Origin of the sequence: Pseudomonas sp. MAG733B, from assembly GCF_036884845.1 — a bacterium.
GTDB lineage: Bacteria > Pseudomonadota > Gammaproteobacteria > Pseudomonadales > Pseudomonadaceae > Aquipseudomonas.
This window is the reverse complement of the sequence record NZ_CP145732.1, coordinates 2116677-2142765: the sequence shown is the minus strand read 5'-3', so window position 1 is coordinate 2142765 and position 26089 is coordinate 2116677. Positions and strand designations below refer to the sequence as shown.

Sequence of the window (26089 nt, the reverse complement as noted above, 5' to 3'; positions counted from 1 at the left end):
TTGCCAACCGGGCCTACAAAATTCATCCAGGGTTTCCCACGATTTCAATCACCTCGCTCTGACCACCCCGATTTACGGATGCCGTCTAAGCTCTGTGGGTTGGTTCGCCCTGGTTTCACGGAGGATTAAATATGCTGCTGTTGTGGATACTGGTTCTGGTTGTCGGGATAGCTTATTTAGCCCACCGTCGCATCGCGCCGCTGCCTGCCCTGGGCATCGTGGCTGTCTACCTGCTGGCAATGGGCGTCTTCAGTCACGCACCGGGCTGGCTGCTGCTGATTTTCTGGGTGCTGACCGCCGCCGTGGCGGCACCGCTGCTATTGCCTGATCTGCGTCGCAAGCTTTTCAGCGCGCCGATGTTCAACTGGTTCCAGAAAACCCTGCCGCCCATGTCGCAAACCGAACGCGACGCGATCGAAGCGGGCACCGTGTGGTGGGATGGCGAACTGTTCAGCGGGCGCCCGGACTGGAACAAATTGCTGTCCTACCCCAAAGCGCAACTGAATGAAGAAGAGCAGGCCTTCATTGATGGCCCGACAGAAACCCTCTGCGGCATGGTCAGCGACTGGCAACTCGGTCAAACCATGGATCTGCCGGAGGAGGCCTGGACGTACATCAAGGATCAGGGTTTCTTCGCCTTGATCATTCCCAAGGAATTTGGCGGCAAGGGCTTTTCGGCCTACGCCCACTCGCAAGTGGCGATGAAACTGGCGAGCCACAGCGGCGACCTCGCCTCCACCGTGATGGTCCCCAACTCCCTCGGCCCCGCCGAACTGCTGCTGCATTACGGCACCGATGAACAACGCAACCATTACCTGCCACGTCTGGCGCGCGGCGACGATATTCCGTGCTTCGCCCTCACCGGCCCACTGGCCGGCTCCGACGCTGGCGGCATGCCCGACACCGGCGTGATCTGCAAAGGTGAATGGGAAGGCCAGGAAACCCTCGGCCTGCGCCTGAACTGGGAAAAACGCTACATCACCCTTGGCCCGGTGGCCACCCTCCTCGGCCTCGCGTTCAAGGCTTACGACCCGGACCATCTGCTGGGTGATAAAGAAGATCTGGGCATCAGCCTCGCGCTGATTCCAACCGATCTTCCCGGCGTGGAAATCGGCCGTCGTCATCTGCCGCTTGGCGCGGCTTTCATGAACGGCCCGAATTCCGGCAAAGACGTATTCGTCCCGCTGGAATTCCTCATCGGCGGCCAGGAAATGCTCGGCAAGGGTTGGATGATGCTGATGAATTGCCTGTCGGTCGGGCGTTCGATTTCCCTGCCGGCAGTGGGCACCGGCATGGCCAAGTTCACCAGCCTGGTGACCGGCCAGTACGCGCAGATTCGCGAACAGTTCAATGTGCCGATTGCCGCGTTCGAAGGGATTCAGGAAGCGATGGCGCGCATCGGCGGCAATGCCTGGATGATGGATGCCGCGCGGATGCTGACCGCCAACGCGGTGGACCTCGGCGAAAAACCGTCGGTGCTGTCGGCGATTCTCAAGTACCACCTCACCGAACGTGGCCGCGAGTGCATCAGCCATGCGATGGACGTGCACGGCGGCAAGGCGATCATCGAGGGACCGAACAACTACCTCGCACGCAAATGGAGCGGTGCGCCGATTTTCATCACCGTGGAAGGTGCGAACATTCTCTCGCGCAACCTGATGATCTTCGGCCAGGGTGCGATTCGCTGCCATCCTTTCGTGCTCAAGGAAATGGCGCTGGCCACCCGTGAGGACAAGGATCAGGCGCTGGTCGAGTTCGACGGCCTGCTGCTCAAGCACATCGGGTTTGCCGTGGGTAACGCGGCCAGTACGCTGGTGCTGAATCTCGGTTTCGGTCATCTGGAACATACGCCGGGCGACAAGCTCAGCCAGGGTTATTTCCGTGCCCTCAACCGTCAGGCGGCTGCGTTCGCTCTGCTTGCCGACCTCAGCATGATGCTGCTGGGCGGCGAACTGAAACGCCGAGAACGCCTGTCGGCACGCCTGGGTGATGTGCTGAGCAACATGTATCTGGCCAGTGCCGCGCTCAAGCGTTACAACGACCTCGACGCGCCGGAATACATGGAACCGCTGTTTACCTGGGCCATGGAAGAAAGCCTCGGCCAGGCCGAACGGGCCATGGATGAACTGCTGAACAACTTCCCGAACAAAGTGCTGGCGTGTCTGTTGCGGGTTATCGTGTTCCCGCTCGGTCGTCGCCACAAAGGACCTTCCGACAAGCTGGGTGCACAAGTCGCTGCGGTCATCGGTCGGGCCGAGGGCGACCCGGCGCTGGAGGAAGTTCTGCTCGGTTGCTATCGCCCACAATCCGAGGAGGATCCGGTTGGCGCCCTGCAACATGCCTGCAACCTTTTGAGCGCCGCACAACCGCTACAGAAAAAACTGCATGTGGCGCTCAAGAGCGGTCAGGTCAAACCGGTCGCTGGCGAGCCTGTGATCGATGCCGCGCTGGAGGCTGGGGTGTTGCAACCCGTGGAAGCTCAAACCCTGCGCGAAGCCGAGGCGGCGCGGCGCAAGGTGATCGATGTCGATGACTTCGACAAAGAAGAACTGGCGATAGCACAAGGGAAGGTCCGCTGATCCACCCAAGCATGTAAAAACGGGCGCAGGAGCTTTATACTCCCGCGCCCGTTTTGCTCTTGAGGACTTATCTCGTGTCCAACATCGTTGCCGATCATCTCGTATTGCTCGACCACCTGCGCAGCATCCTGGTCGCCGTAGGTGAGGCCGAACAGGTTCCCGACGAAAGCCATGCCTTGTTCCTGGAGCGCTTCGACGAACTGCTTGCACTGCTGCCGGTCGACCCGATCGAAAGCCAGTACCTGGGCCAGGAAATTCTGTGCCAGGTGATCACCCGCTACCCGCAAATCGCCCACCTGGTCCCGCGCGACCTGCTGTGGTACTTCGCCGGTGACTGCTTGCACTACATGCCCGATGATGAAATCGACTTGTATCAGGCGCTGGAAGAACGTCGCTTCGAAGCCGAACAGAACGACGAACCGTTTGACTGGAATCAGGAAAAACAGCTGCTGGCGTTGTCGAACCAGGACAGCAAGCACTAATCTGAAAGATGTAATGAAAAAGGCCCGCATGGTGAACATGCGGGCCTTTTTTGTATTTCCGGGCAGATCAAAAGATCGCAGCCTTCGGCAGCTCCTGCATTGGAATGCGTACCTTCAGTAGGAGCTGCCGAAGGCTGCGATCTTTTGATATTTATTCAGAACAATCCGTCACTCTCGGGCAACTCATATTCCGATACGGCCGTCATCAGATTGCCCGACTTGCCTGGCTTGCCCAAAGTCGGCTCCTTGGCCAGGCACTCCACCAGGTAATCGATCATTACCCGTATTTTGGGAGGCAGGTATCGGGTTGGCGAATGCAGCAACCAGGCGCCTCCGTGGTACGACGCCAAAAAGGTCCAGTCCGGCAAAACCTGCACCATCAACCCTTTTTCCAGGGCACGGCGCGCAGTGAAATACGGCAGGCTGCCAATGCCGATGTGCTGCAATACCGCGCCAAAACGGACACCCGTGTGATTGGCGGCATATCGCCCGCGTACGCCGACTGTGACCGATTTGCCGCCTTTCTTGAATTTCCAGCGCGCATCGCTCGGAGTTTCACCCAGATAAATGCAGCTATGGTTGAGCAAGTCGTGGGGGTGAGTCGGCGTTCCGTGTTCAGCCAGATACTCCGGAGTCGCGCAGAGCAAATGGTCGATCGTCAGCAACTGCCGCCCCACCAGCCCCGCAGGTGGCCGATCGGTGATGCGAATCGCCAGGTCGACGTTATCGTCGATCAAATCCACCTGACGATCCTCAAGCAACAGCTCCACATCCACTTTGGGATACCGACGTAAAAACTCCGGCATATGCGGGTGAATCACGATTCGGCCCACCGCTTTCGGCACGCTGATACGCACCACGCCCTCAGGTTCATCAGTGAACTGGCCGCTGATCTCCATGACTGAGCGAGCGGCATTGACCATCTCCTGACAACGCTTGAATACCTCCTCGCCACCATCGCTCAAACGCAACTTGCGCGTGGTTCGCTGCAACAGGCGTGTGGCGAGGGCTTTCTCCAGCCGCGAAATACTGCGGCTGACCGCCGAGGGTGAAGAACCCAACTGGCGAGCCGCCTCGGAGAAGCTGCCGGTCTCGACGACCTTGACGAAAATCGCCATTTCACCCAGCAGCAGTAGTGGAAGATTTATGCTCACAACGCAACAGTCCTTTGATGTTTGAACGGATTATCACGCTATTCGACGCTTCATATAATAAAAAATAGAAATTTGATTACGAGCATGGAACATGACGCTTCGCCTCTTTTTCCATAGTGATGACCTCAAGGCCAACGTGGAAGTCCTGGAATGCACGCCCCACGAGAACGAATTCGCCGTGGTGTTGCGCGCAACATTGTTCCACCCCCAAGGCGGCGGACAACCTTGTGATACCGGCTGGATCGGCGAAAGCCAAGTGTTGCGAGTTGTCCAGGACCCGGACCGGATCATTCATTTTGTCGACCGCCCGGTAAAAACCGGCATGACCCGGATCTGCGTCGACGAACAACGTCGCCGGCTCAACACGCGACTGCACTCCGCAGGCCATTTGATCGGGCACTTCGTCCAGGCCATGGGCTGGATGCCGATCAAGGGCCATCACTGGCCTGGCGAAGGACGCGTGCAGTTCAAGCCTTCCGAATCGGCGCAAGAAGTTGAAGTCCAGACCCTGCAACACGGCATTCAACAGTGGATCGCCCACGACCTGCCGCGCCTGACGTCGCTGCGCGAAGGCGCGCGGGAAATCGGCTTTGGTGAATTGCCCGCCTACGGTTGCGGCGGCACCCATGTACGTAGCCTGAAGGATCTGGGCACGGTCACGATCGAATCCCTTTCGCAGAAGAAAGGGACGCTGTCCGTCCACTACCACGTGGATTGAGCTTTTGGACAATGGCGTCAATGCCATTGCCCGACGCCGGGGGGAGCCTGCATTCGCAGGCTTCGTCGACTCTCTGATAGATGGACCTAAGACATGATGCTTGACGTCGATTGTCTCGATGAGACGTGCATAAAAAAACTGGCCAACGAAGAAGTCCTCGCCATCCGCGTCAAAGGCTGGCTGCCCCCGCCATTGGCGACCCAGATAGGCGACAAGATCCTCGCGCCGGGATTTGAAGGCTATATCAACGCACCGAGCATCGGCCGTATCGGCATGGCGTTTTACGAGGCGGAAAACCAGCCGCTGCTGATCGAGGATTACTTCGAACGCGCTACCCGCAACATCGCGGAACTGCGCAATCGTTGCGCGCCCTACGCGTCTCCGGTCGATACCCTGCGCTGTATGCTCGACGAGTCCTGGCCGGCTGGTGCGCAACTGGAAAACCTCTACGGCCGCAAGATGTACGTCGGGCTCTCCCGCGTGGTGAAACCCGACGTGTGTTTTCTCGCCCATCACGACATTTTCGCCAAGGACGCCCCGGACAGCTTTCAAGCCAGAAGCCTTGAAGCGCAGTTCGCCTGCAATGTTTACCTGAACATGCCCGCCGAGGGCGGCGCATTGCAGATATGGGACGACGACATTTCCCCGGAACAGTTCGATGAAATGCGTGGCGACAGTTACGGCATCGACCCGACGCTGCTGGGGAATCCGACGCTGGAAGTCCTCCCCGCGCCCGGGGATTTCATCATGTTCAATTCACGCCGCATGCACTCGGTGACCCCGGGTGTGGCCGATCCACGCTTGAGCCTTTCTTTCTTCGTCGGCTATCGCGGCACTGCTTCCCCCCTGACCTTCTGGAGTTGAGATGCTTTCGAATTACCTGGGCGAGTTCCTGGCGCTGGCGACCATCCACTTCCTGGCCGTGGTCGCTCCCGGACCGGACTTCGCCGTAACAATCCGCCAGAGCGTGCGCTTCGGCCGCTGGGTGGGAATTTGTACGGCACTGGGCATCGGCGCCGGTATTTCCGTGCACGTGCTGTACACCTTATTGGGCGTCGGCGCATTGATGCACACCACCCCTTGGTTATTGACGGTGGCCAAGGTCGTGGGCGGGGCCTACATTCTTTACTTGGGCGTGAGTCTGTTGCGAAGCCAGCCAAAAACCGTTCTGGCAGGCGAAAAAGACTCGAATGAACCGGTCGTTGAACAAACGCTACTGAAGGCATTTACCACCGGTTTCCTGACCAACGCCACCAACCCCAAGGCAACCCTGTTTTTCCTGGCGATTTTCACCACTCTCATCAGTGCTACGACACCTCTGCAGATTCAGGCGCTGTACGGCGTGTGGATGTGCTTTGTGAATGCCTTGTGGTTTGTGATCGTGGCACTGTTTTTTTCCAATCCCCGGATCAGATCGCTGTTCATGCGTATGGGGCATTGGTTCGAACGCAGCATGGGAGTGATTCTGATTTTGTTTGCGGGGCGGTTGATGTTGTCGATGTAAAAACTGCCGACACGAAAAAGGCCCGCACAGTCAAACTGGCGGGCCTTTTTAATGCCTTAAATATGGATACAGCGTGATCATCCGTCGGTTACGTGGAAAAACTGTCAACTCTGACAGTAGTCATGCAGCGGATCCAAGCGTGTAGTGAGAACTCGAAACCTTTGGCGTTCAGGGCAAGCCGCCCCGGCAGAAGGGAGCTCAGCTATGCCTGTATTACACCAACCGCCTCAAGGCCAACAACAAACTCACTACGCTCACCTCCCTGATTTTGTTCAGGCACGCATCGAAAGCCACTCCGTGGGGCGCGTACAGCAGAGATGGGCAGGCCAACATTTGCTGCGCGGCGCCATTCCCGGCCCGGATGCTCTGCATTTGTCGAGCAATGACTATCTGTGCCTGGCAACGGAGAAGCAATTGATCGAAGCCCATGCACAAGCGGTCCTTCAGACACGACACCAACTCTTGATGTCCGCCGTTTTTCTCCACGGGGATACTCCGATGACCAGGCTTGAGCACAGACTGGCTCGGTTCATGGGGGCACAGGACTGCATTCTTTGCCAATCAGGATGGGCGGCGAATGTGGGATTGCTGCAGGCCATCGCCGGTAAGGACATTCCGGTGTATCTGGATATCCATGCACATATGTCGCTCTGGCAAGGTGCGCACGCCGCCCATGCACATGCAATCGTGTTTGCGCACAACGATGCCGATCATGCGGAGCGACAGATAAAGAAGCACGGTCCAGGCGTCATTGCTGTCGATGCGATCTACAGCACTAACGGCAGTCTTTGCCCTTTGGAAGACTTCGCTGAAGTTGCGCATCGCCTTGGCTGCGTCTTGGTCGTCGATGAATCCCATTCACTTGGAACCCACGGGCCACACGGCGCGGGATTGGTCGCGCAGCATTACTTGTTCGACAAGGTCCATTTCCAGACTGTCAGCCTGGCCAAGGCCTTCGCCGGGCGTGCAGGCCTGATTACTTGTCCCGGCAGTTTCAAGGACTACTTTGCCACGGAGTCCTATCCCGCCATTTTCAGCTCAAGTCTGCTTGATCACGAATTGATCTGGTTCGAACAGGCTGCTGATTTTCTACAGCATGCTGACGAGCGCCGTAACAGGCTGCGTGCAATTACCCGTCGAACAAGGTCTGCACTCATGCAGTTGGGGTATGACATGAGCACAGGATCCGAACAGATCGTTGCGCTGGAGCCTGGGCTGGAGTTGTTGACCCTTCGTCTCAGGGACGCATTACAAGCACGAGGTATATTCGGCTCAGTCTTCTGCTCTCCGGCAACCGGGCTCAATCGTTCGTTAATAAGGTTCTCGATGAATTCCGGCCTCAGCGATGAGGATCTTGATCGCTTCATACAAGCCTGTAGTGATATTCGGGATGAAGTCGGACTAAAGGGGTGGAGGCGCTCTCCATCTACCAATAAGCTGATAACGCGTTGAACGGAAAAAGCCCGCTCAGTCAGACTGGCGGGCCTTTTTAGTGATGCACATACAAATCGCGCACAAACAAAAACGCCGCTCAATGAGCGGCGTTTTTGTTAAATATGGAGCGGGAAACGAGACTCGAACTCGCGACCCCGACCTTGGCAAGGTCGTGCTCTACCAACTGAGCTATTCCCGCAAATGGCGTCCCCTAGGGGACTCGAACCCCTGTTACCGCCGTGAAAGGGCGGTGTCCTAGGCCACTAGACGAAGGGGACACGCTGCCCGGAACACATGGTGTGTGTTTCGGTGCCCAGATCCGCATCCGAAGACTTGGTTCTGGTTTCACTCAGCCCTGCCCGAAAGCAACGCTGTTTAAAAATGGAGCGGGAAACGAGACTCGAACTCGCGACCCCGACCTTGGCAAGGTCGTGCTCTACCAACTGAGCTATTCCCGCAATGGCGTCCCCTAGGGGACTCGAACCCCTGTTACCGCCGTGAAAGGGCGGTGTCCTAGGCCACTAGACGAAGGGGACACACTACAACATTCACTCCCTGCTTCGTTTCGCTGTGTGCTTTACGCTGCAAGTGGCGCGCATTCTATGGATGGATTGAGAGGTCGTCAACCCCCTGATATAAATTTATTTAAATCAATGACTTCGCCCTGCTTTCAGGCACCAATCCGGATTTTCCGCCGCCCGGTGTTTGGCGCCTATATTCTGACACTCGCCAAGGCGTTATAGTCGGCGCCATCAATGATGGCAATATGCTTCTTGGATGCCAGCATTTATATAAGCAGACAGCGGCCGATACAGATTGAGCCACATCGATCCAACTCGTCGAGGGCCCTAGGCGCTTATATAGCAAGCCACTACACTCGCACGCGAACCCTAAAAAGAGGTCTTACCGGTGACACCACTCATGATCACCCTGCTCGTCGTAGCCGGGATCGCATTATTGATCGCCATTGGCTACATCAACCATGTGGTGGAAAACAATAAGCTGGAAAGGGCCCGTACCAAGGTTGAACTCAACGATCGCCTGCGTCGTTGCGGTGAGATTACCGAGACCTTCCCCGGCCAATTGATGACACCGGCGCTCAAGCTGCTGCTGACGCGTCTGGAATTGAATGTCTGCCAACGCCTGCTGAACCTGGAAAAGACCAGTTCCAACCTCAAGGCACGGATTACTGAACTGGAAGCTCTGGTGGGCCAAGGCGAATCTATCCCGGTCAACAACCCGCCGGCACCGATCCAGACCGAAGCCAAGGCCAAGGACGTGCGCTTCCTCCTTGAAGCCCTGCACGGCCAGATTACCCGCGCCGCACAGGACGGCTTCCTGCCGCCCAACGAAGCCAAGCGCTGGATCCGCGAGGTCCGTCATATTCTGGTGCTGTTGCACATCGAGTTCTTCAACAACCTTGGCCAGCACTCCCTGCAGCAGAACCAGCCCGGCCAGGCGCGCCTGGCGTTCGAACGCGGTGCGCAATACCTGCGCAAACAGCAGGAACCACAAATCTACGCCGAACAGCTGGAATACCTGGAAAAACTCCTGGCCCGCGCCAACGCCCAAGTCATGGACCGCATTGCTCCGGTAGAAGGCGAAGTGAACCAACTGACCGAAGGACTCAAAGACGTCGAGGCGGATGCGGACTGGAAGAAGAAAGTGATCTACGACTGATCAGCGACAAAAGAGAAAGCCACCAGGAGGTGGTTTTCTTTTGGATTTAGAGAATGCATTCATCCGAGTGAAATACATTGGCGTTCAGGCCGTCATCGCCAGCAGGCTGGCTCCTACAATGGATTGGCGTACACCCAGGCTTCTCACCACTCAACAGGCCGAGCGTTAGCTCGCCTGCCGCTTTTGATATTGATCCACCCGCCCCATCGGAAGGCTGAGTGGAGGCGTTTATCCGGGGGTGGGCGCGCAGCGCCGTGCGGCGAAGCCGCACACATCGAGAGGAGGTCGTCGCGAAGCAGACCGGAGGCGATGCCCCCGGATGAATGCCGGAGCGAAGGAACACCGAGCTCTAGCGAGGTGCCGTACGTAAGGGGCGAGCGTTTTTTTTGCTTACTTTTTTGAGGCGTTGTCAAAAAAGTGAGTCGCCGTAAGGGCGAAACCATAAGCCGCCATTACCGCAGCAACGGATATGTACTCAATCAAAAAAGCTCAAAGCTCAAAGCCTGAAATGCCCCACCATCCCCTTCAACTCAACCCCCAACTGCGCCAGTTCGATACTCGACGCCGCATTCCCCTGCATCGCCAGTGAAGACTGATCAGCACTGGCCCGAATACTCGTGACACTGCGATTGATCTCCTCGGCCACCGAACTCTGCTCCTCGGCAGCCGCGGCGATCTGCTGGTTCATCTGCTGAATCAACGACACCGCTGCCGCAATACTGCCCAACGCACTCTCGGTCTGCAGCGCATCACTGACCGCCAGTTTCACCAACTCGCCACTGCTCTGGATCTGCTGCACAGACGCCTGTGCCGCCGAGCGCAAGGCGCTGACCAGTCGTTCGATTTCCTCGGTCGATTGTTGAGTCCGTTTGGCCAGTGCCCGCACTTCATCAGCCACCACCGCAAAGCCCCTGCCCTGCTCGCCGGCCCGTGCGGCCTCGATGGCCGCATTGAGCGCCAGCAGGTTGGTTTGTTCTGCGACACTTTTGATGACGCCAAGCACCGTGCCGATGTTCTGGATTTCCGCGCTCAGGCTTTCAATGCTCGAACTGGCCGAAGTAGCCGAATCCGCCAGTTGCTCGATCCGCGCCATGCTCTGGCGCACCACATGTTGACCACTTTCAACCTTGCCGTCCGCCGTTTGCGCCGCCACGGCGGCTTCCTCGGCGTTGCGCGCGACATCGTGCACGGTGGCCGTCATCTGGTTCATCGCGGTGGCGACCTGCTCGGTTTCTTCCTTCTGGCTGCTGACTTCAAGGTTGGTCTGTTCAGTCACCGCCGACAGCGATTGCGCTGAGGTAGCCAATTGCTCAATGCCTGCCTGCAAACCGCTGACGATATGACTCAACCCTGCACCCATCTGCTGCATGGCCTGCATCAACTGACCAATCTCGTCGCGGCGGGTCACTTCGATGGTTCCGCTCAAATCCCCCGAGGCGATCTGCTGCGCGACAGAAATCACACTGCGCAACGGCGCCACGATCAGCCGGGTGATGACCCACGCGGCAATCAAACCGACCAGCAATGCCAATGCCGAAGAGGCAATGATCAGCAATGAATTCTTTTTCAGTTCAGTCTGCATCGACTGGTCTTCGGCGACATAGGCCTGGTCCACCCGCTCCACCACTTGGGCGGCGCGTTGATGCAATTGCTGATAGACGGTTTTTTCCTGCTCCAGCAGGCCGGTGTACTCGGTGAGTTTGTCGCTGAAACTGGCGATATGGCCGATCACTTCATTGAGGACGGTCTGGTAGCCCTCATCCTTGACCGTGGTTTTCAGCTGTTCGGCCTGGGTCAGTGCCTGACTGGCCTGTTCGATCTTGCCTTGTCCCGCGCTGTCGTCGCCCTTGCGGCTCTGATCCAGACGCACGCGCGCTTCGTTCATGGCTTGCAGCATCAACCGGGAAACCTGACTGACCTGGTTGGCTTGCTCGACGAATTGCGCACCGTCCTTGCCCTCGGAATCCTTCAAGGTGTAGGTGCCGTCATCGGCAAGCCCGGCCTGCAACACGTCGAGATTATTGGCCACGCTGGACACCGACCAACTGGCCATTTCCAGCGCGAGATCCTTGGCCTGACTGAGCGAGACAAACTCGTCGAACGCCTTGCGATAGGCGCCGAGGGACTGCTCGACATCATTCATCACCGGCACATTCGCTGCAGACGCGGCCTTGAGTTCGCTCGCCAGGGCGATCAAGCCGTCGACACCTTGGTGCAGGGCTTCGACGGTTTTCGGGTTGCCGTGCAAGGCATACTCCTGCTCCAGCAGGCGCACCTTCAGCAGACCGCTGTTGAGCGACGACATCTGCTTGAGCCCGTCGAAACGATGGCTGATGGTTTGCAGGGACCAGACGCCGATGGCCGCCACCAGCGCGGTCAACAACAGCACCAGAACAAACCCGATACCCAGTTTTTTTGCCATACCGAGGTTGGCAAAACGTCCTTGCGCGGCCGAAATCATTGCACTTAGTCCCCTGCCATTATCTGTAGACGCAGATTCGCAACGGGCCTGTGGCAACACAAGTCTCTGGCGTCGGAATAATGGCAAAAAGCTACGCCTGCGTCGTTTTCAGAACGCTTGAGGTCGATCCCGAGCGGTGGCTTGAAAAAATGCCCGGGCTCGCGGATCACAGGCACACGCCACATTGATGCGTTGCCATTCATTGGCCGCGCCGGCGGGGTCAAATGCCGTCGCCGATGACAGCACAACGCCGAACCGTCGGGCCTGTATTCGCACCTGAGCGTAGTCCGACATCCGCGATCGCGCCCAGATGAACAGGCCTCCCGTGGGCTTGCCGAAAACCTCCCATTCGGCGTCTTCGAGCTGCTGCAATGCCGCTTGTCGATCGTTGTTCAAGCGCTGCCGCTGGCGCTGCACCAATTTACGGTAGGCGCCATTGGCCAACAGGCAGGCCAGCACTGACTCGCAAAATCTTGAGGCGCCCATGCTGCTGATCATCTTGACCTCGGCCAGTCGCGCAATCACTTCGTTACTGGCCACCACAAAACCGACCCGCAGGGAGCTGCTGAGGGTTTTCGAATAGCTGCCGACGTAGATCACGCCATTATCCAGTGCCGCGAGGCGCTTGCCGGGGCCATTGTGCAGGTCTGCGTAGACGTCGTCTTCGATCACCAGCACATCGTGGTCTTTCGCCAGTTGCAGCACCTGCTGCGCCACACCCGGCGTCAGGCTGCAACCGGTAGGGTTATGGTGGAAACTATTGATGAACAGCCCGCGCGGCCGGTGTTCCAGCAGCAACGCTTCCAGCACTGCAACATCCGGCCCCTGCGGCGTTCGTGGAACTTCGAGCATGCTGACACCGTGCAACCTGAGCAGATCGAACAGCATGGGGTAACCGGGGCTTTCCACCACCACGCTCTCACCCGGCTTGAACAACGCTCGCACGATCAAGTCCAGGGCCTGGCTGGCACCCGAGGTCGTCAGTATTTGACTGTCTTCAGCGTTGATATCCAGCCTTTTCAGGCGCTTGAGCATCTGCCCGCGCAAGGCAGGCAAACCCAGCGGCGTGCTGTAGTTGAACAGGCCGGCCATGTCGGTGCGACTGACCTGACGGATCGCGTAAGCCAGATCGTCCGTTTCACGCCAGCTTTCGGGCAGCCCTCCACCGCCCAGTTGCAACTCACACGAGGGCGCGCCCTCCTTGTCTTCAGCGCCTTCGAGCCACACAGCCTCCGTATGCGCAATCGCAGCTGTGGCCGCCACGACAAAACCAGCGCCATGACGCGACGCCAGCACCCCCTGCGCGACAAGACGCTCACAGGCCTCGACGACACAAGACTGACTGAGCAAGTTGATCCGCGCGATTTGTCGTACCGAAGGCAAACGCGCACCCGGCTCCAAACCATTGCAACGGAGCCAGCAGGTTAGCGCTTCGACAATTTGCTGTATGACCGGCACGGGGGCCTGTCGATCGATTCTCAATTCCATGAGCAAGAAAACTCCTGTGCATTCTGCGGGAATCAGTTAATCACAGGAGCGCTCGAAGGGATGTGCGACAACGCCGCTAAAACCCTTGGTTTTAACCATTTGAAACACACTGCCGGGATGCTCAAGGCAAACAAAAACCTGTAGGAGCCGAGCTTGCTCGCGATGACGGCGGCACATCCAACATCGATGTGACAGACATACCGTCATCGCGAGCAAGCTCGGCTCCTACAGGTTTCGTGTTTTCTATGGATTTAGCGTTTAGTTTTAGAACGCCGTGACACCACCATCCACAGCCAGCGAATGCCCCGTAGTGAACGCAGCACCGTCGCTGCACAGGTACAGCACCGCGCTGGCGATTTCCTCGACCTTGCCGATGCGACCCACCGGGTGCATGGCGTTGGCAAATTCGCCTTTCTTCGGGTCGGCTTCATAGGCGCGGCGGAACATGTCGGTGTCGATCACCGCCGGGCATACAGCATTGACGCGGATTTTTTTCTTCGCGTATTCGATGGCGGCGGATTTGGTCAGGCCTATCACCGCATGTTTGGAGGCGGCATAGATGCTCATCTTCGGCGCAGCGCCAAGCCCCGCCACCGAGGCCGTGTTGACGATCGCGCCGCCACCCTGTGCCAGCAGCAACGGCAACTGGTATTTCATGCACAGCCATACACCTTTGACGTTGACGCCCATGATCGCGTCGAACTCGTCGACAGTACCGTCGGCCAACTTGCCCTTCTCGATCTCGATGCCGGCATTGTTGAAGGCATAGTCGAGGCGGCCGTAGGTATTGACCACTTCATCCATCAGATTCTTTACATCGCTTTCCAGCGTGACGTTGCAACGCACGAAGGTCGCTTCGCCGCCCGCCGTACGAATCAGCGCCACAGTCCCCTCGCCGCCCGCCGTGTCCATGTCGGCCACCACCACCTTCAGACCTTCAGCGGCGAACGCCTGGGCAGTTGCCCGGCCGATACCATTGGCGGCGCCCGTGACTACGGCGACCTGGCCGGAAAACGTCATGCTCATTGTTATGTCCTCGAAGAGAAGTTTTGCGGGGGATCGCGTTTTTCCCAGTCTAGCCACAGGTACCCATGACGCGGCAGCACTATCAGAAGGCCGGTTGGGCGCCCATGAGTTGCAGTGATGGAACTGCCGTACCAACTATCACTGCATTGGATCAGCCTGCATTCGCCGCATCAGCCAAACTTGCGGCATCGTCCATGAAGGTCTATCAACAAGGCTTCATTCATCTTGAGTGCCTGCCATGACTTCACAGACCAATCGCCAGTTCCTGCTCGCCAAACGCCCGGTGGGCGCTGCGACTCGCGAGACATTCACCTATCAGGAAGTACCGGTCGGCGAACCGGCGGCGGGTCAGATCCTGGTCAAGAACGAATACCTGTCCCTGGACCCGGCCATGCGTGGCTGGATGAACGAAGGCAAGTCCTACATTCCACCGGTCGGACTCGGTGAGGTGATGCGCGCGCTGGGTGTAGGCAAAGTCATCGCTTCGAACAATCCGGGCTTCGCGGTCGGCGACTACGTCAACGGCGCCTTGGGTGTGCAGGATTACTTCCTCGGTGAGCCACGCGGTTTCTACAAGGTCGATCCGCAACTGGCACCCCTGCCGCGTTATCTGTCCGCACTGGGCATGACCGGCATGACCGCTTACTTCGCCCTGCTCGATGTCGGCGCGCCAAAGGCCGGTGAAACCGTGGTGTTGTCGGGTGCAGCCGGTGCGGTGGGCAGCATTGCCGGGCAGATCGCCAAGATCAAAGGATGTCGGGTGGTCGGCATCGCTGGCGGCGCGGACAAGTGCAAGTTCCTGATCGACGAACTGGGTTTTGACGGCGTCATCGATTACAAGAATGAAGACGTGATCGCCGGCCTCAAGCGTGAATGCCCGAAAGGTGTCGACGTGTATTTCGATAACGTCGGCGGCGACATTCTCGACGCGGTGCTGAGCCGTCTGAACATGAAGGCACGAGTGGTGATTTGCGGCGCCATCAGCCAGTACAACAACAAGGAAGCGGTCAAAGGCCCGGCCAACTACCTGTCGCTACTGGTCAACCGCGCGCGCATGGAAGGCTTCGTGGTGATGGACTACGCGGCACAGTTCGGCGCTGCCGGTCAGGAAATGGCCGGCTGGATGGCCAAGGGGCAGCTCAAGAGCAAGGAAGACATTGTCGAGGGACTGGAGACGTTCCCGGAGACGCTGATGAAGTTGTTCAGCGGGGAGAATTTCGGGAAGTTGGTGTTGAAGGTTTAACACCAAACCAATGTAGGAGCGAGCCTGCTCGCGATTGCGGTAGATCAGCCAACATTGATGTCGACTGATGCGCCCTCATCGCGAGCAGGCTCGCTCCTACAGGTTTAGCGGTGTTTACGCCAGTTCGGCCACCACCGAAGCCAACGCCTTGGCCGGATCGGCCGCCTGGCTGATCGGACGGCCGATTACCAGATAATCGGAACCGGCGTCCAGCGCCTGACGTGGGGTCAGGATGCGACGTTGGTCGTCCTGGGCGCTGCCCGCCGGACGAATCCCCGGGGTCACCAGTTGCAGCGACGGGTGCGCCGATTTCAGGGCCTGGGCTTCCAGGGCCGAGCACACCAGACCATCCATCCCGGCTTTTTCCGCCAGTGCGGCCAGGCGCAGCACCTGCTCCTGCGGCTCGATGTCCAGGCCGATACCTGCCAGATCCTCACGTTCCATGCTGGTCAGCACGGTCACGCCGATCAGCAAAGGCTGCGGGCCGCTGCGCTTGTCCAGCACTTCACGGCAGGCCGCCATCATGCGCAGGCCACCGGAGCAGTGCACGTTGACCATCCACACGCCCATCTCTGCTGCCGCTTTCACGGCCATGGCGGTGGTGTTCGGAATGTCGTGGAACTTGAGGTCCAGGAACACTTCGAACCCCTTGTCGCGCAAGGTGCCGACGATTTCCGAGGCGCAGCTGGTGAAGAGTTCTTTACCGACTTTGACCCGGCACAGCTTCGGGTCCAACTGATCGGCCAGCTTCAGTGCGGCGTCACGGGTGGGGAAATCCAGGGCGACGATGATGGGAGTCTGGCAGGCGGACATGAGTGGGCTCTCAGGCAAGTCGAAATCGGCGCGCATTGTAGCGGAACCAAGGGCGCTGCGGGACCCGATGATCGGTAAATCGTCGATAACGCTCAGGCAAGACTAGCCTTTGCGGCAATTGTGTCGAGTTCGGTACATTCCCGACACGCCCACAACACCCTCGCCCGCTACCCTCGCCACCCGCAATACGTCCTTACAACAGCACTTCCCGCCCCCGGGCCGGACGCCTATGCTGAAACCACAACCTCGCAGCCCATCTTTGTGGTTGGCAGCTACCTGGCAGATGAACGCACGCATGCACAACACCCAAGCTCCCGCGAACGACGATCAAAAAGCGCTCGGCGACGACAAACGCTGGAACATTCGCGCCCTGATCGTCGACGATGACGTCCCGATCCGCGAATTGATGATCGACTACCTGGCCCGGTTCAACATTCACGCCAGCGGCGTCACGGATGGCGCCGCCATGCGCCAGGCCATGCAAGCGGAGCATTTCGACGTGGTGGTGCTCGACCTGATGCTGCCCGGCGAAGACGGCCTGTCGCTGTGCCGCTGGCTGCGTGCCGAGTCGGACATCCCGATCCTGATGCTCACCGCCCGCTGCGAACCCACCGACCGGATCATCGGCCTGGAACTGGGCGCCGACGACTACATGGCCAAGCCGTTCGAGCCACGGGAACTGGTGGCGCGTATCCAGACCATCCTGCGCCGGGTGCGTGATGACCGCAGCGAACAACGGGCAAACATCCGTTTCGACAACTGGCGCCTGAACAGCGTGCTGCGCCAGTTGATCGCCGCCGATGGCCTGGTGGTGCCGCTGTCCAATGCCGAATTCCGCCTGCTCTGGGTGTTCATCGAGCGTCCACGTCGGGTGTTGAGCCGCGAACAATTGCTGGACGCTGCCCGCGGTCGCTCGATCGAAGCCTTCGATCGCAGCATCGACCTGCTGGTGTCGCGCTTGCGGCAGAAACTCGGTGACGATCCGAAAGCGCCACAACTGATCAAAACCGTAAGAGGTGAAGGCTACCTTTTCGATGCGCGAGACATCGGCTGATGCGCGGGCGCTTCGATACGCTGTTTGGCCGCCTGTTTGGCGTGCTGTTGGTGGCGATTATCCTGGCGCACCTGCTGGCGTTTGCCTGGTTTCACTATTACGGCCCACCACCGCCTCCGCCGCCACCAGAGTTTTCCGAAGAGTTCGACGGACAGTCTCCGCCAGTGGACCCGCGATTCAAAAATCGTCCGCCACGGCCGTGGTTTGGCGGACCGGTAGTGCCGCTGACCTTTCAATTAATCTCGCTGATCATCGCGGCCTGGTACGGCGCCAAACTGCTGAGCCGGCCGATCCAGCGCCTGAGCGACGCCGCCGAACGACTGAGTGAAAACCTCGACAGTCCGCCACTGGATGAATCCGGCCCGCGGGAAGCACGGCAAGCGGCGCATACTTTCAACAAAATGCAGCGCCGAATCATCGAGCAGGTCAAGCAACGCTCACGAATGCTCGGCGCGGTGTCCCACGACCTGCGCACGCCGCTGTCACGGTTGAAGCTGCGGCTGGAACAGATCGACGACGACAAACTGCAAAGCCAAATGCGCCAGGATCTGGACGACATGATCAGCATGCTCGACGCCACCCTCACCTATCTGCACGAGCAACGCACCAGCGAGGCGCCGCAATGGATGGATGTGCAGGCACTGGTCGAGTCGCTGAGCGAAAACGCCCAGGACCAGGGCGCCGATGTTCAGGCCAGCGGCCATTGTGCGCCGCTGCAAGTGCAACCGATGGCGTTGCGCTCCTGCGTCAACAACCTGCTGGACAATGCCTTGCGCTATGCCGGACAGGCGCTCATAACGCTGGAAGACCATCGTGAACAATTGATCATCCGGGTCATCGACCACGGACCGGGGATCGCGGCGGAACAACGCGAAGCGGTGTTTGAACCGTTCTTCCGTCTGGAAGGTTCGCGTAATCGAAATTCGGGGGGCGTTGGTCTGGGGATGACCATTGCTCGTGAAGCGGCTGAACGTCTGGGCGGACAATTGAGTCTGGAAGAAACGCCCGGTGGCGGGCTGACCGCGATCATTCATTTGCCGCGAACCTGAGCCCTACATCGACCAAATGTGGGAGCGGGCTTGCTCGCGAAGAGGGAGTGTCAGGCGACATTAATGTTGCCTGATACACCCCTTTCGCGAGTAAGCCCGCTCCCACAGGTTAACGGCTGAGCGGCTAACTCAGCGCTTGCGCAGAATCACGCTACCGATCGAGTAACCGGCGCCGAACGAACTCAGTACCGCCAGCGAACCGGCAGGCAGGTCGTCCTGGTTCTTGTGGAACGAAATCACCGAACCGGCGGAGCTGGTGTTGGCGTAAGTGTCGAGAATCACCGGCGCTTCGTGTTCGGTGGCGTCGCGACCGAGCAGTTTCTTGACGATCAGGTGATTCATGCTGAGGTTGGCCTGGTGCAGCCAGAAACGCTTCACGTCGCTGACGTTGAGCTGGTTTTCTTGCAGATGCTCACCGATCAGCTCGGCCACCATCGGGCAGACTTCCTTGAACACCTTGCGGCCTTCCTGCACGAACAGCTTGTCTTTGGCACCGATGCCCTCTTCCGCAGCGCGGTTGAGGAAACCGAAGTTGTTGCGGATGTTGTTGGAGAACTTGGTCAGCAGTTTGGTGCTGACGATGTCGAACTGGTACTTGGACGTGGCCAGGTCAGCACGTTCGATGATCACGGCGGTGGCCGCATCGCCGAAGATGAAGTGGCTGTCGCGGTCGCGGAAGTTCAGGTGACCGGTGCAGACTTCCGGGTTGACCATCAGGATCGCCCGGGCCTGGCCCAGCTGGATGCTGTTGGCGGCGGTCTGGATGCCGAAGGTCGCCGAGGAACAGGCCACGTTCATGTCAAAACCGAAACCCTGGATGCCCAGCGCTTCCTGAACTTCGATGGCAATCGCCGGGTAGGCGCGTTGCAGGTTGGAGCAGGCGACGATCACGCCGTCGATGTCCGCAGCGGTCTTGCCGGCGCGTTGCAAGGCTTGTTCGGCAGCGCCGATCGCCATCTGGCACAGCACCGACCACTCGTCGTTCGAGCGCTCCGGCAGGCGTGGCGCCATGCGTTGCGGGTCGAGGATGCCTTCCTTGTCCATGACAAAGCGGCTCTTGATGCCGGACGCTTTTTCGATGAACGCTGCGCTGGATTCGGTCAATGCTTCGACTTCACCGCTCGCGATGGCGTCGGCGTTATCGGCGTTGAATTGCGCCACATAGGCATTGAAAGACTGCACCAGCTCTTCGTTGGAGATGCTGTTGGCCGGGGTGTACAGGCCGGTGCCACTGATGACGACGTTATGCATGGTCGTGTCTCTAATCTGTTCAGGCAGAAAGCATTGGCACCGACGTACCAACACACAAAGGGTCTATTCCCATCCGGGGGACGCAAACCTGGCATCGCTTTATTCCGACCTGCCCGCGGCGGAGAAGGCTCAAAACCGCGGGGCCGGCGTTTATAGGCGCGAAGTTTGCCATAAACACGGGATTTTGGCGCCTTTTTGCTGGATGAAGCGCTTGCCAAATGCATCACACAAAACCTGTAGGAGCACGGCTTGCCGGCGATGGCGTCCTTGAGATCGCTATCGCGAGCAAGCTTTGCTCCTACAGGCTTATGGTTCGACTTGCGTCCACTGCTTGTTCAAGCGCTTGTCGGAGATCGGCACCTTGGTCCCCAATTGCTGGGCGAACAGCGACACCCGGTATTCTTCCAGCCACCAGCGATACAGCTCCAGTTGCGGATCGCGCTTGCCTTCCTGGGCGTGCTTGTTGGCGCGGGTCTGGTACTGCGTCCACAAGCCGGACAATTCACCACTCCAGACCCGATCCCGCTGAACTTGGGCGCCGATTTTTTCGAAACGCTGCTCGATGGCCTTCAGGTAACGCGGCAACTCCTTGAGCCACTGCATCGGCGTTTCCCGGACAAACCCCGGATACACCAATTGGCTGAGTTGCTGCTTGATGTCGTTCAGGGCCACGGCTTGCGCCAGATCGATCTTGCCCTTGAAGCGTTTTTGCAGGCCGTGCCAGAGCTTGAGGATTTCCAGCGTCAGCTTGGCCACTCGTTCAGCATGTTCGGTCCAGCCGCCACGCTTGCGTTCGGCCAACGACGCCAACCCGGCACCGTCACGGGGCAACGGGTCTTCGCCTTCGAGAATGCAGCTGTCGAGGCTGGCCAGCAGAATGTCTTCCACCAGCGCATCGACGCGACCCATGTCGCGGTACAGCAGGCCCAGCTCGGTCAGGCCCGGCAACTTGCCGCGCAGGAACTTCGCCGATTCGGCCAATTGCTGCATCAACAAACGCTGCAAGGCGCGGCGATGCTGGAACTCGGCCTCGGCGGGCGTCGAGAAACGTCCTTCCTTGACCGTACCGCCCTCTTCCACCAGCGCCGGGTACACCGTCATCGACAGCCCGGCGATCTTCTGCTGGGTTTTCTCGGCCACAGCGGCGAACACCTTCGGCTCGACCGGCTGCTGGCTTTTCGCGGTTTGCGGCACGGCCAATGCGGCCTGGCTGGCTTCGGCGAAACGCGCGGTCAGTTCGGCCAGTTCACGACCTTCGCCGAGGAACTTGCCTTGGGCGTCGACGATTTCCAGGTTCATCCGCAGATGGCTTTCAACCTGCTGCGCCGCCTCACTCCAGGCTTCATCGCTGACCCGCGCACCGGTCATGCGCAGCAACTCGCGGCCCAAGGCTTGGGGCAACGAGCCCTCGGCAAAGGTCATGCGCTGCAACGCGGCTTTGACGAAGTCCGGCACCGGCACGAAGTTCTTGCGCAGGGCCTTGGGCAGGTTGCGCACCAACGCAATGCACTTGGCTTCGATGACACCCGGCACCAGCCATTCCAGGCGCTCCGGCGGCAACATCGGCAGCAACGGCGCCGGCACGCGCAGGGTCACGCCATCGCGCGGATGGTTCGGTTCGAAGTGGTAGCTCAGGGACAATTCCAGATCGCCGATGTGCAAGGTGTCCGGGTAATGCTGGGCAGTGACTTCGCTGGCTTCGCGGGCCAGCACGTCCTCTTCGCGCATGATCAACAACTGCGGGTCTTTCTGGCTGTTGATCCGGTACCAACTGTCGAAGGTCGCGGTCTGGTGGATCTCCGCCGGCAAGCGTGCGTCGTAGAAGGCGTACAGGGTTTCTTCGTCGGCGAGGATGTCGCGACGGCGAGCCTTGGCTTCCAGTTCGTCGAGCTGTTCCAGCAGTTGTTTGTTGGCCGTCAGGCACTTCGCCTTGGATTGGATTTCGCCACGCACCAGCCCTTCGCGGATGAACAGTTCGCGCGACACCACCGGGTCGACAGGGCCGTAATGCACTGGCCGGCGACCGACCACGATCAAGCCAAACAGGGTGATCTGCTCGAACGCCACAACCTGCCCGCGCTTCTTCTCCCAATGGGGTTCGAAGTGGTTTTTCTTGATCAAGTGCCCGGCCAGCGGCTCGATCCAGTCGGCATCGATTTTCGCCACCATGCGCGCATAGAGCTTGGTGGTTTCCACCAGTTCGGCGGTCATCAGCCATTGCGGGCGCTTCTTGCCGATGCCCGACGACGGATGAATCCAGAAGCGCCGCTGACGTGCGCCGAGGTAGTCGCCGTCTTCGGTTTTCTGGCCGATCTGGCTGAGCAGGCCGACCAGTACCGCTTTGTGCAGCTTCGGATAATCCGCCGGCTCTTTGTTGAGGCTCAACTGCATGTCGCGGCAGATCAGGCTCAACTGGCGATGGGAATCACGCCATTCGCGCAGGCGCAGATAATTCAGGAAATTCTTGCGGCACCAGTTACGCAGCGGGCTGGCGGTCAGCGCCTGGCGCTGCTCTTCGAAACCGCGCCACAGATTGACCAGCCCGGCGAAGTCCGAGTCGGCATCTTTCCATTGTGCATGGGCTTGATCCGCCGCTTGCTGACGCTCCGGCGGACGCTCGCGCGGGTCCTGGATCGACATGGCGCTGGCGACGATCAGCACTTCCTGCAAGCTGCCCAGTTTGGCCGCTTCCAGCAACATGCGGCCCATGCGCGGGTCCACCGGCAGTCGCGCCAGTTGGCGACCGAGCGGGGTCAGTTGACTGTTGCGGTCCACCGCCGAGAGTTCTTGCAGCAGGTTGTAACCGTCGCTGATCGCTTTGCCGTCAGGCGGCTCGATAAACGGGAACGCGGTGACTTCGCCGAGGCGCAGATGCAGCATCTGCAAAATAACGGCGGCGAGGTTGGTACGCAGGATTTCCGGATCGGTGAATTCCGGACGCCCAAGAAAATCTTCTTCGCTGTAAAGGCGGATGCAGATACCCGGCTCGACCCGCCCACAGCGACCTTTACGCTGGTTAGCGCTCGCTTGGGAAACGGCTTCGATCGGCAGGCGCTGAACCTTGGCACGATAGCTGTAGCGACTGATGCGCGCGGTGCCACTGTCGATCACGTAGCGGATACCCGGCACGGTCAGCGAGGTTTCCGCGACGTTGGTCGCCAGCACCACGCGACGGCCTGGGTGTGACTGGAAAATCCGCTGCTGCTCGGCCGGCGATAAGCGCGCGTACAACGGCAGAATCTCGGTGTGTTTGAGCTGTGCCTTGCGCAGCATGTCCGCTGCATCGCGAATCTCGCGCTCGCCCGGCAGGAACACCAGCACGTCACCGGGACTGCGGCGTTCGCTGCGTTCATAGGCGGCGATTTCGTCGAGGGTGGCAAGGATCGCCTGATCCACCGTCAGGTCGTCCTCGACCCTGTTGCCCTCTTCGTCCTGCTCAAGCGTCAGCGGGCGATACCAGGTGTCCACCGGGAAGGTGCGACCGGAGACTTCGACAATCGGCGCATCGTCGAAATGCTTGGAGAAGCGTTCCAGATCGATGGTCGCCGAGGTGATGATGACTTTCAGGTCCGGGCGACGCGGCAGCAGGGTTTTCAGGTAGCCGAGCAGGAAGTCGATGTTGAGGCTGCGTTCGTGGGCTTCGTCGACGATGATCGTGTCATAGCGTTCCAGATACCGGTCGTTCTGGGTTTCCGCCAGCAAGATGCCGTCGGTCATCAGTTTGATCAGGGTGTTGGAATCGCTCTGGTCCTCGAAGCGCACCTGATAGCCGACCAACGCGCCCAGCGGCGTACCGAGTTCTTCAGCGACCCGGGCAGCCACGCTGCGTGCAGCGATTCGCCGTGGTTGGGTGTGGCCGATCAGACCATGCTGGCCGCGACCGATTTCCAGGCAGATCTTCGGCAACTGGGTGGTTTTACCCGAACCGGTTTCGCCAGCGATGATCAGCACCTGATGCTTTTCCAGCGCCTTCTTGATTTCGTCGCGCTTGGCGGCAATCGGCAGGCTGTCGTCGTAACGAATCACCGGCAGGCTGGCCTTGCGCGCCAGCACTTGATCGCAGGACGCCTGCATGCGCGCCACCCACTGGGCCAGTTTGGCCTCGTCGGGTTTCTTGCGCAGCTCAAGCAACTGCCGCCGCAGCCGGTGGCGGTCGGCAAGCATGGCGTGATCGAGGTTTTTCAGCAGTTTGTCGATGGAGGGCGATTCGTCGGTCATCGGGTACGCAATTCAGTCGTCTAGTGGCGCAAGGTCGGGGATTGTCGCAGATTTGGCGGCATAAATGAGTGTTGGCTTATGCCAGGCGCACCACCGACCTGTAGGAGCAAGGCTTGCCCGCGATAGCGATCTTGCGGGCGCCATCGCGGGCAAGCCTTGCTCCTCCAGGTCGGTGGTTGTCCGCACTATGTCACTCGGTGTCCATCCCCTTGCGCCGATACGGAAACACATCAATCACCTTCCCCGCCCGAATCGCTTCCTGCAGGCTCTTCCAGTAATCGGCGTTGTACAACTCGCCATGCAACTGATCGAACAGCTTGCGCTGGCCGGAATCGGCAAACAGGAACGGCGGAAATTCTTCCGGGAACACATCCAGCGGTCCAATCGAGTACCACGGTTCGGACGCCATTTCGTCTTCCGGAGTGCGCGGTTGCGGGATGTGGCGGAAATTGGCTTCGGTCAGGAAGCAGATCTCGTCGTAGTCGTAGAACACCACGCGACCGTGACGGGTGACGCCGAAGTTCTTCAGCAGCATGTCGCCGGGAAAAATGTTGGCCGCCGCCAGTTGCTTGATCGCCAGGCCGTAATCTTCAAGGGCTTCGCGCACCTGCGCTTCGTTGGCGTTTTCCAGGTACAGGTTCAGCGGCGTCATTCGGCGCTCGGTCCAGCAGTGGCGGATCAGCACCGTATCACCTTCAACCGACACAGTGGACGGCGCGACTTCCAGCAGCTCTTCCAGACACGCCGGATCGAACTTGCTCAGCGGAAAACGGAAGTCGGCGAATTCCTGGGTATCGGCCATGCGCCCGACGCGGTCGACGCTTTTAACCAAGCGGTATTTCTCGATCACCGTCGCGCGGTCGACGTTTTTCGACGGAGAGAAACGGTCCTTGATGATTTTGAATACGGTGTTGAAACCCGGCAGGGTAAACACGCTCATGACCATGCCACGCACGCCGGGGGCCATGATGAACTGGTCGTCGGTGTTGGCCAGGTGATTGATCAGCGCCCGGTAGAACTCGGACTTGCCGTGCTTGTAGAAGCCGATCGAGGTGTACAACTCGGCGATGTGCTTGCCCGGCAGGATGCGCTTGAGGAAGCCGATGAACTCCGCCGGCACCGGCACATCCACCATGAAATACGAGCGGGTGAACGAGAAAATGATCGACACGTCCGCTTCGTCGGTAATCAGCGCATCGATCTGGATGCCGCGTCCCTCAAGGTGCAGCAGTGGAATCGCCAGCGGCCATTGTTCATCGGCGGTGTAGATGCGGCCCACCAGGTACGCGCCCTTGTTGCGGTAGAGCACCGAGGAAAACAGCTCGACGCTCAGCTCCGGGTCCTTGCACACCCAGTCCGGCAGGTTCTCGCGCAGTTGCGCTTCGAGGCGTTTCAGGTCGCCGGGAAGGTCGGCGTATTCCTCGCTGAAGCGGTAGTCGGCAAAGATGCTCGCGAGCATGCCGGACAACTGGCCCTGGGGTTTGTAGGTGCGGGTTTGTGCAGCGCGGGCCCGGCGCAGGCTCGGCCGGGTGGTGTGGATGAACATGCAGCCGTCGCTGATCAGGTCATGGCTGAACAGCCCGCAGAAGATCGAGTTGTACCAGGTCTCGGACAGTTCATCGTCGAAGCGCAGGTCGATCAGGCTGATGTAGGCGCTTTTGACCAGCGGCCAGCAGCTGACGTCGAGCGTGTCGGTATCGAACGCGGTGCGCAGTCTCTCCACGGTTTCACTGACTTTTTCTTCGTACAGATTGATCCGCGCCGCCGACGCCGATTGCGTCTCCTGCCACTTGGCCTGTTCGAAGCGGGCCCGAGCGCCGTCGGTGATCTGGCGAAAATGCTCGCGGTAATCGTCAAAGCCATCGAGGATCAAGCGGGCGATATCGGCGGCTGGCCATTGCTGCGGCATGGTGAGACCTCTGCGGGAATTCGTGA

General features: G+C 59.3%; 18 protein-coding genes and 4 tRNA genes. 10 read left to right on the top strand and 12 right to left on the bottom strand.

The window, feature by feature from the left end:
- The first annotated feature begins 131 nt into the window (after positions 1-131).
- Both V6Z53_RS09740 and V6Z53_RS09735 read left to right on the top strand, forming a co-directional pair.
- On the top strand, positions 132-2579 hold the full coding sequence (locus V6Z53_RS09740; protein ID WP_338585289.1) for an acyl-CoA dehydrogenase: 2448 nt from the start codon (positions 132-134) through the stop codon (positions 2577-2579).
- Between the two features lie 74 nt (positions 2580-2653).
- On the top strand, positions 2654-3061 hold the full coding sequence (locus V6Z53_RS09735) for a PA2817 family protein (protein WP_338585287.1): 408 nt from the start codon (positions 2654-2656) through the stop codon (positions 3059-3061).
- A 155-nt stretch (positions 3062-3216) separates the two neighbouring features.
- Here the strand turns inward: V6Z53_RS09735 and V6Z53_RS09730 are convergent, their stop codons facing one another.
- Positions 3217-4215 (bottom strand): LysR family transcriptional regulator, encoded by a 999-nt coding sequence (locus V6Z53_RS09730; protein WP_338585286.1) that lies wholly within the window; start codon positions 4213-4215, stop codon positions 3217-3219.
- 91 nt (positions 4216-4306) lie between these two features.
- Between V6Z53_RS09730 and V6Z53_RS09725 the strand changes: the two genes are divergently transcribed.
- The 4 genes from V6Z53_RS09725 to cqsA all read left to right on the top strand — a co-directional run bounded on the left by V6Z53_RS09725 (position 4307) and on the right by cqsA (position 7889).
- Positions 4307-4933, top strand: coding sequence for an alanyl-tRNA editing protein (locus V6Z53_RS09725; protein WP_338585285.1), 627 nt, complete (start codon positions 4307-4309; stop codon positions 4931-4933).
- 93 nt (positions 4934-5026) lie between these two features.
- Positions 5027-5797, top strand: coding sequence for a 2OG-Fe(II) oxygenase (locus V6Z53_RS09720; RefSeq protein ID WP_338585283.1), 771 nt, complete (start codon positions 5027-5029; stop codon positions 5795-5797).
- 1 nt (position 5798) lies between these two features.
- On the top strand, positions 5799-6437 hold the full coding sequence (locus V6Z53_RS09715) for a LysE family translocator (protein WP_338585281.1): 639 nt from the start codon (positions 5799-5801) through the stop codon (positions 6435-6437).
- 204 nt (positions 6438-6641) lie between these two features.
- Positions 6642-7889 carry an alpha-hydroxyketone-type quorum-sensing autoinducer synthase gene (cqsA, locus tag V6Z53_RS09710; protein ID WP_338585280.1) on the top strand — a complete coding sequence of 416 codons (1248 nt, stop codon included), beginning with the start codon at positions 6642-6644 and terminating at the stop codon, positions 7887-7889.
- A 105-nt stretch (positions 7890-7994) separates the two neighbouring features.
- On the opposite strand, the gene V6Z53_RS09705 is transcribed toward cqsA, so the two are convergent.
- From V6Z53_RS09705 to V6Z53_RS09690, 4 genes are all read right to left on the bottom strand, one after another.
- Positions 7995-8070, bottom strand: a tRNA-Gly gene (locus V6Z53_RS09705).
- A gap of 3 nt (positions 8071-8073) precedes the next feature.
- Positions 8074-8149, bottom strand: a tRNA-Glu gene (locus V6Z53_RS09700).
- A gap of 104 nt (positions 8150-8253) precedes the next feature.
- Positions 8254-8329: transfer RNA gene (locus tag V6Z53_RS09695), tRNA-Gly, on the bottom strand.
- Positions 8330-8331: 2 nt separating this feature from the next.
- Positions 8332-8407: transfer RNA gene (locus V6Z53_RS09690), tRNA-Glu, on the bottom strand.
- 385 nt (positions 8408-8792) lie between these two features.
- On the opposite strand from V6Z53_RS09690, the gene V6Z53_RS09685 reads away from it, so the two are divergent.
- Positions 8793-9551 carry a hypothetical protein gene (locus tag V6Z53_RS09685; protein ID WP_338585279.1) on the top strand — a complete coding sequence of 253 codons (759 nt, stop codon included), beginning with the start codon at positions 8793-8795 and terminating at the stop codon, positions 9549-9551.
- 496 nt (positions 9552-10047) lie between these two features.
- Here V6Z53_RS09685 and V6Z53_RS09680 read toward each other — a convergent pair whose 3' ends face one another.
- The 3 genes from V6Z53_RS09680 to V6Z53_RS09670 all read right to left on the bottom strand — a co-directional run bounded on the left by V6Z53_RS09680 (position 10048) and on the right by V6Z53_RS09670 (position 14526).
- Positions 10048-12012, bottom strand: a complete 1965-nt coding sequence (locus V6Z53_RS09680) for a methyl-accepting chemotaxis protein (protein ID WP_338585278.1) — start codon at positions 12010-12012, stop codon at positions 10048-10050.
- Positions 12013-12120: 108 nt separating this feature from the next.
- A complete protein-coding gene (locus V6Z53_RS09675) occupies positions 12121-13500 on the bottom strand; it encodes a PLP-dependent aminotransferase family protein (RefSeq protein WP_338585277.1) in 1380 nt (459 codons plus the stop codon).
- Between the two features lie 264 nt (positions 13501-13764).
- Complete coding sequence (locus V6Z53_RS09670) at positions 13765-14526, bottom strand: SDR family oxidoreductase (protein ID WP_338585275.1); 762 nt, start codon at positions 14524-14526, stop codon at positions 13765-13767.
- Between the two features lie 238 nt (positions 14527-14764).
- Here V6Z53_RS09670 and V6Z53_RS09665 point away from each other — a divergent pair, with 238 nt between their 5' ends.
- A complete protein-coding gene (locus V6Z53_RS09665) occupies positions 14765-15769 on the top strand; it encodes an NADP-dependent oxidoreductase (RefSeq protein ID WP_338585274.1) in 1005 nt (334 codons plus the stop codon).
- Between the two features lie 114 nt (positions 15770-15883).
- Here V6Z53_RS09665 and pyrF read toward each other — a convergent pair whose 3' ends face one another.
- Positions 15884-16582, bottom strand: a complete 699-nt coding sequence (gene pyrF / locus V6Z53_RS09660) for an orotidine-5'-phosphate decarboxylase (protein WP_172668695.1) — start codon at positions 16580-16582, stop codon at positions 15884-15886.
- Between the two features lie 295 nt (positions 16583-16877).
- Between pyrF and V6Z53_RS09655 the strand changes: the two genes are divergently transcribed.
- Both V6Z53_RS09655 and V6Z53_RS09650 read left to right on the top strand, forming a co-directional pair.
- Positions 16878-17636 (top strand): response regulator, encoded by a 759-nt coding sequence (locus V6Z53_RS09655; protein WP_338585273.1) that lies wholly within the window; start codon positions 16878-16880, stop codon positions 17634-17636.
- Positions 17636-18685, top strand: a complete 1050-nt coding sequence (locus V6Z53_RS09650) for a HAMP domain-containing sensor histidine kinase (RefSeq protein WP_338585272.1) — start codon at positions 17636-17638, stop codon at positions 18683-18685. The genes V6Z53_RS09655 and V6Z53_RS09650 overlap by 1 nt, the downstream gene beginning before the upstream one ends.
- Positions 18686-18814: 129 nt before the next feature.
- On the opposite strand, the gene V6Z53_RS09645 is transcribed toward V6Z53_RS09650, so the two are convergent.
- The 3 genes from V6Z53_RS09645 to aceK all read right to left on the bottom strand — a co-directional run bounded on the left by V6Z53_RS09645 (position 18815) and on the right by aceK (position 26063).
- Positions 18815-19936, bottom strand: coding sequence for a beta-ketoacyl-ACP synthase III (locus tag V6Z53_RS09645; protein ID WP_338585271.1), 1122 nt, complete (start codon positions 19934-19936; stop codon positions 18815-18817).
- Positions 19937-20242: 306 nt separating this feature from the next.
- Positions 20243-24154 (bottom strand): ATP-dependent RNA helicase HrpA, encoded by a 3912-nt coding sequence (hrpA, locus tag V6Z53_RS09640; RefSeq protein WP_338585270.1) that lies wholly within the window; start codon positions 24152-24154, stop codon positions 20243-20245.
- 190 nt (positions 24155-24344) lie between these two features.
- Positions 24345-26063 carry a bifunctional isocitrate dehydrogenase kinase/phosphatase gene (gene aceK / locus V6Z53_RS09635; protein WP_338585269.1) on the bottom strand — a complete coding sequence of 573 codons (1719 nt, stop codon included), beginning with the start codon at positions 26061-26063 and terminating at the stop codon, positions 24345-24347.
- Between the last annotated feature and the right edge of the window lie 26 nt (positions 26064-26089).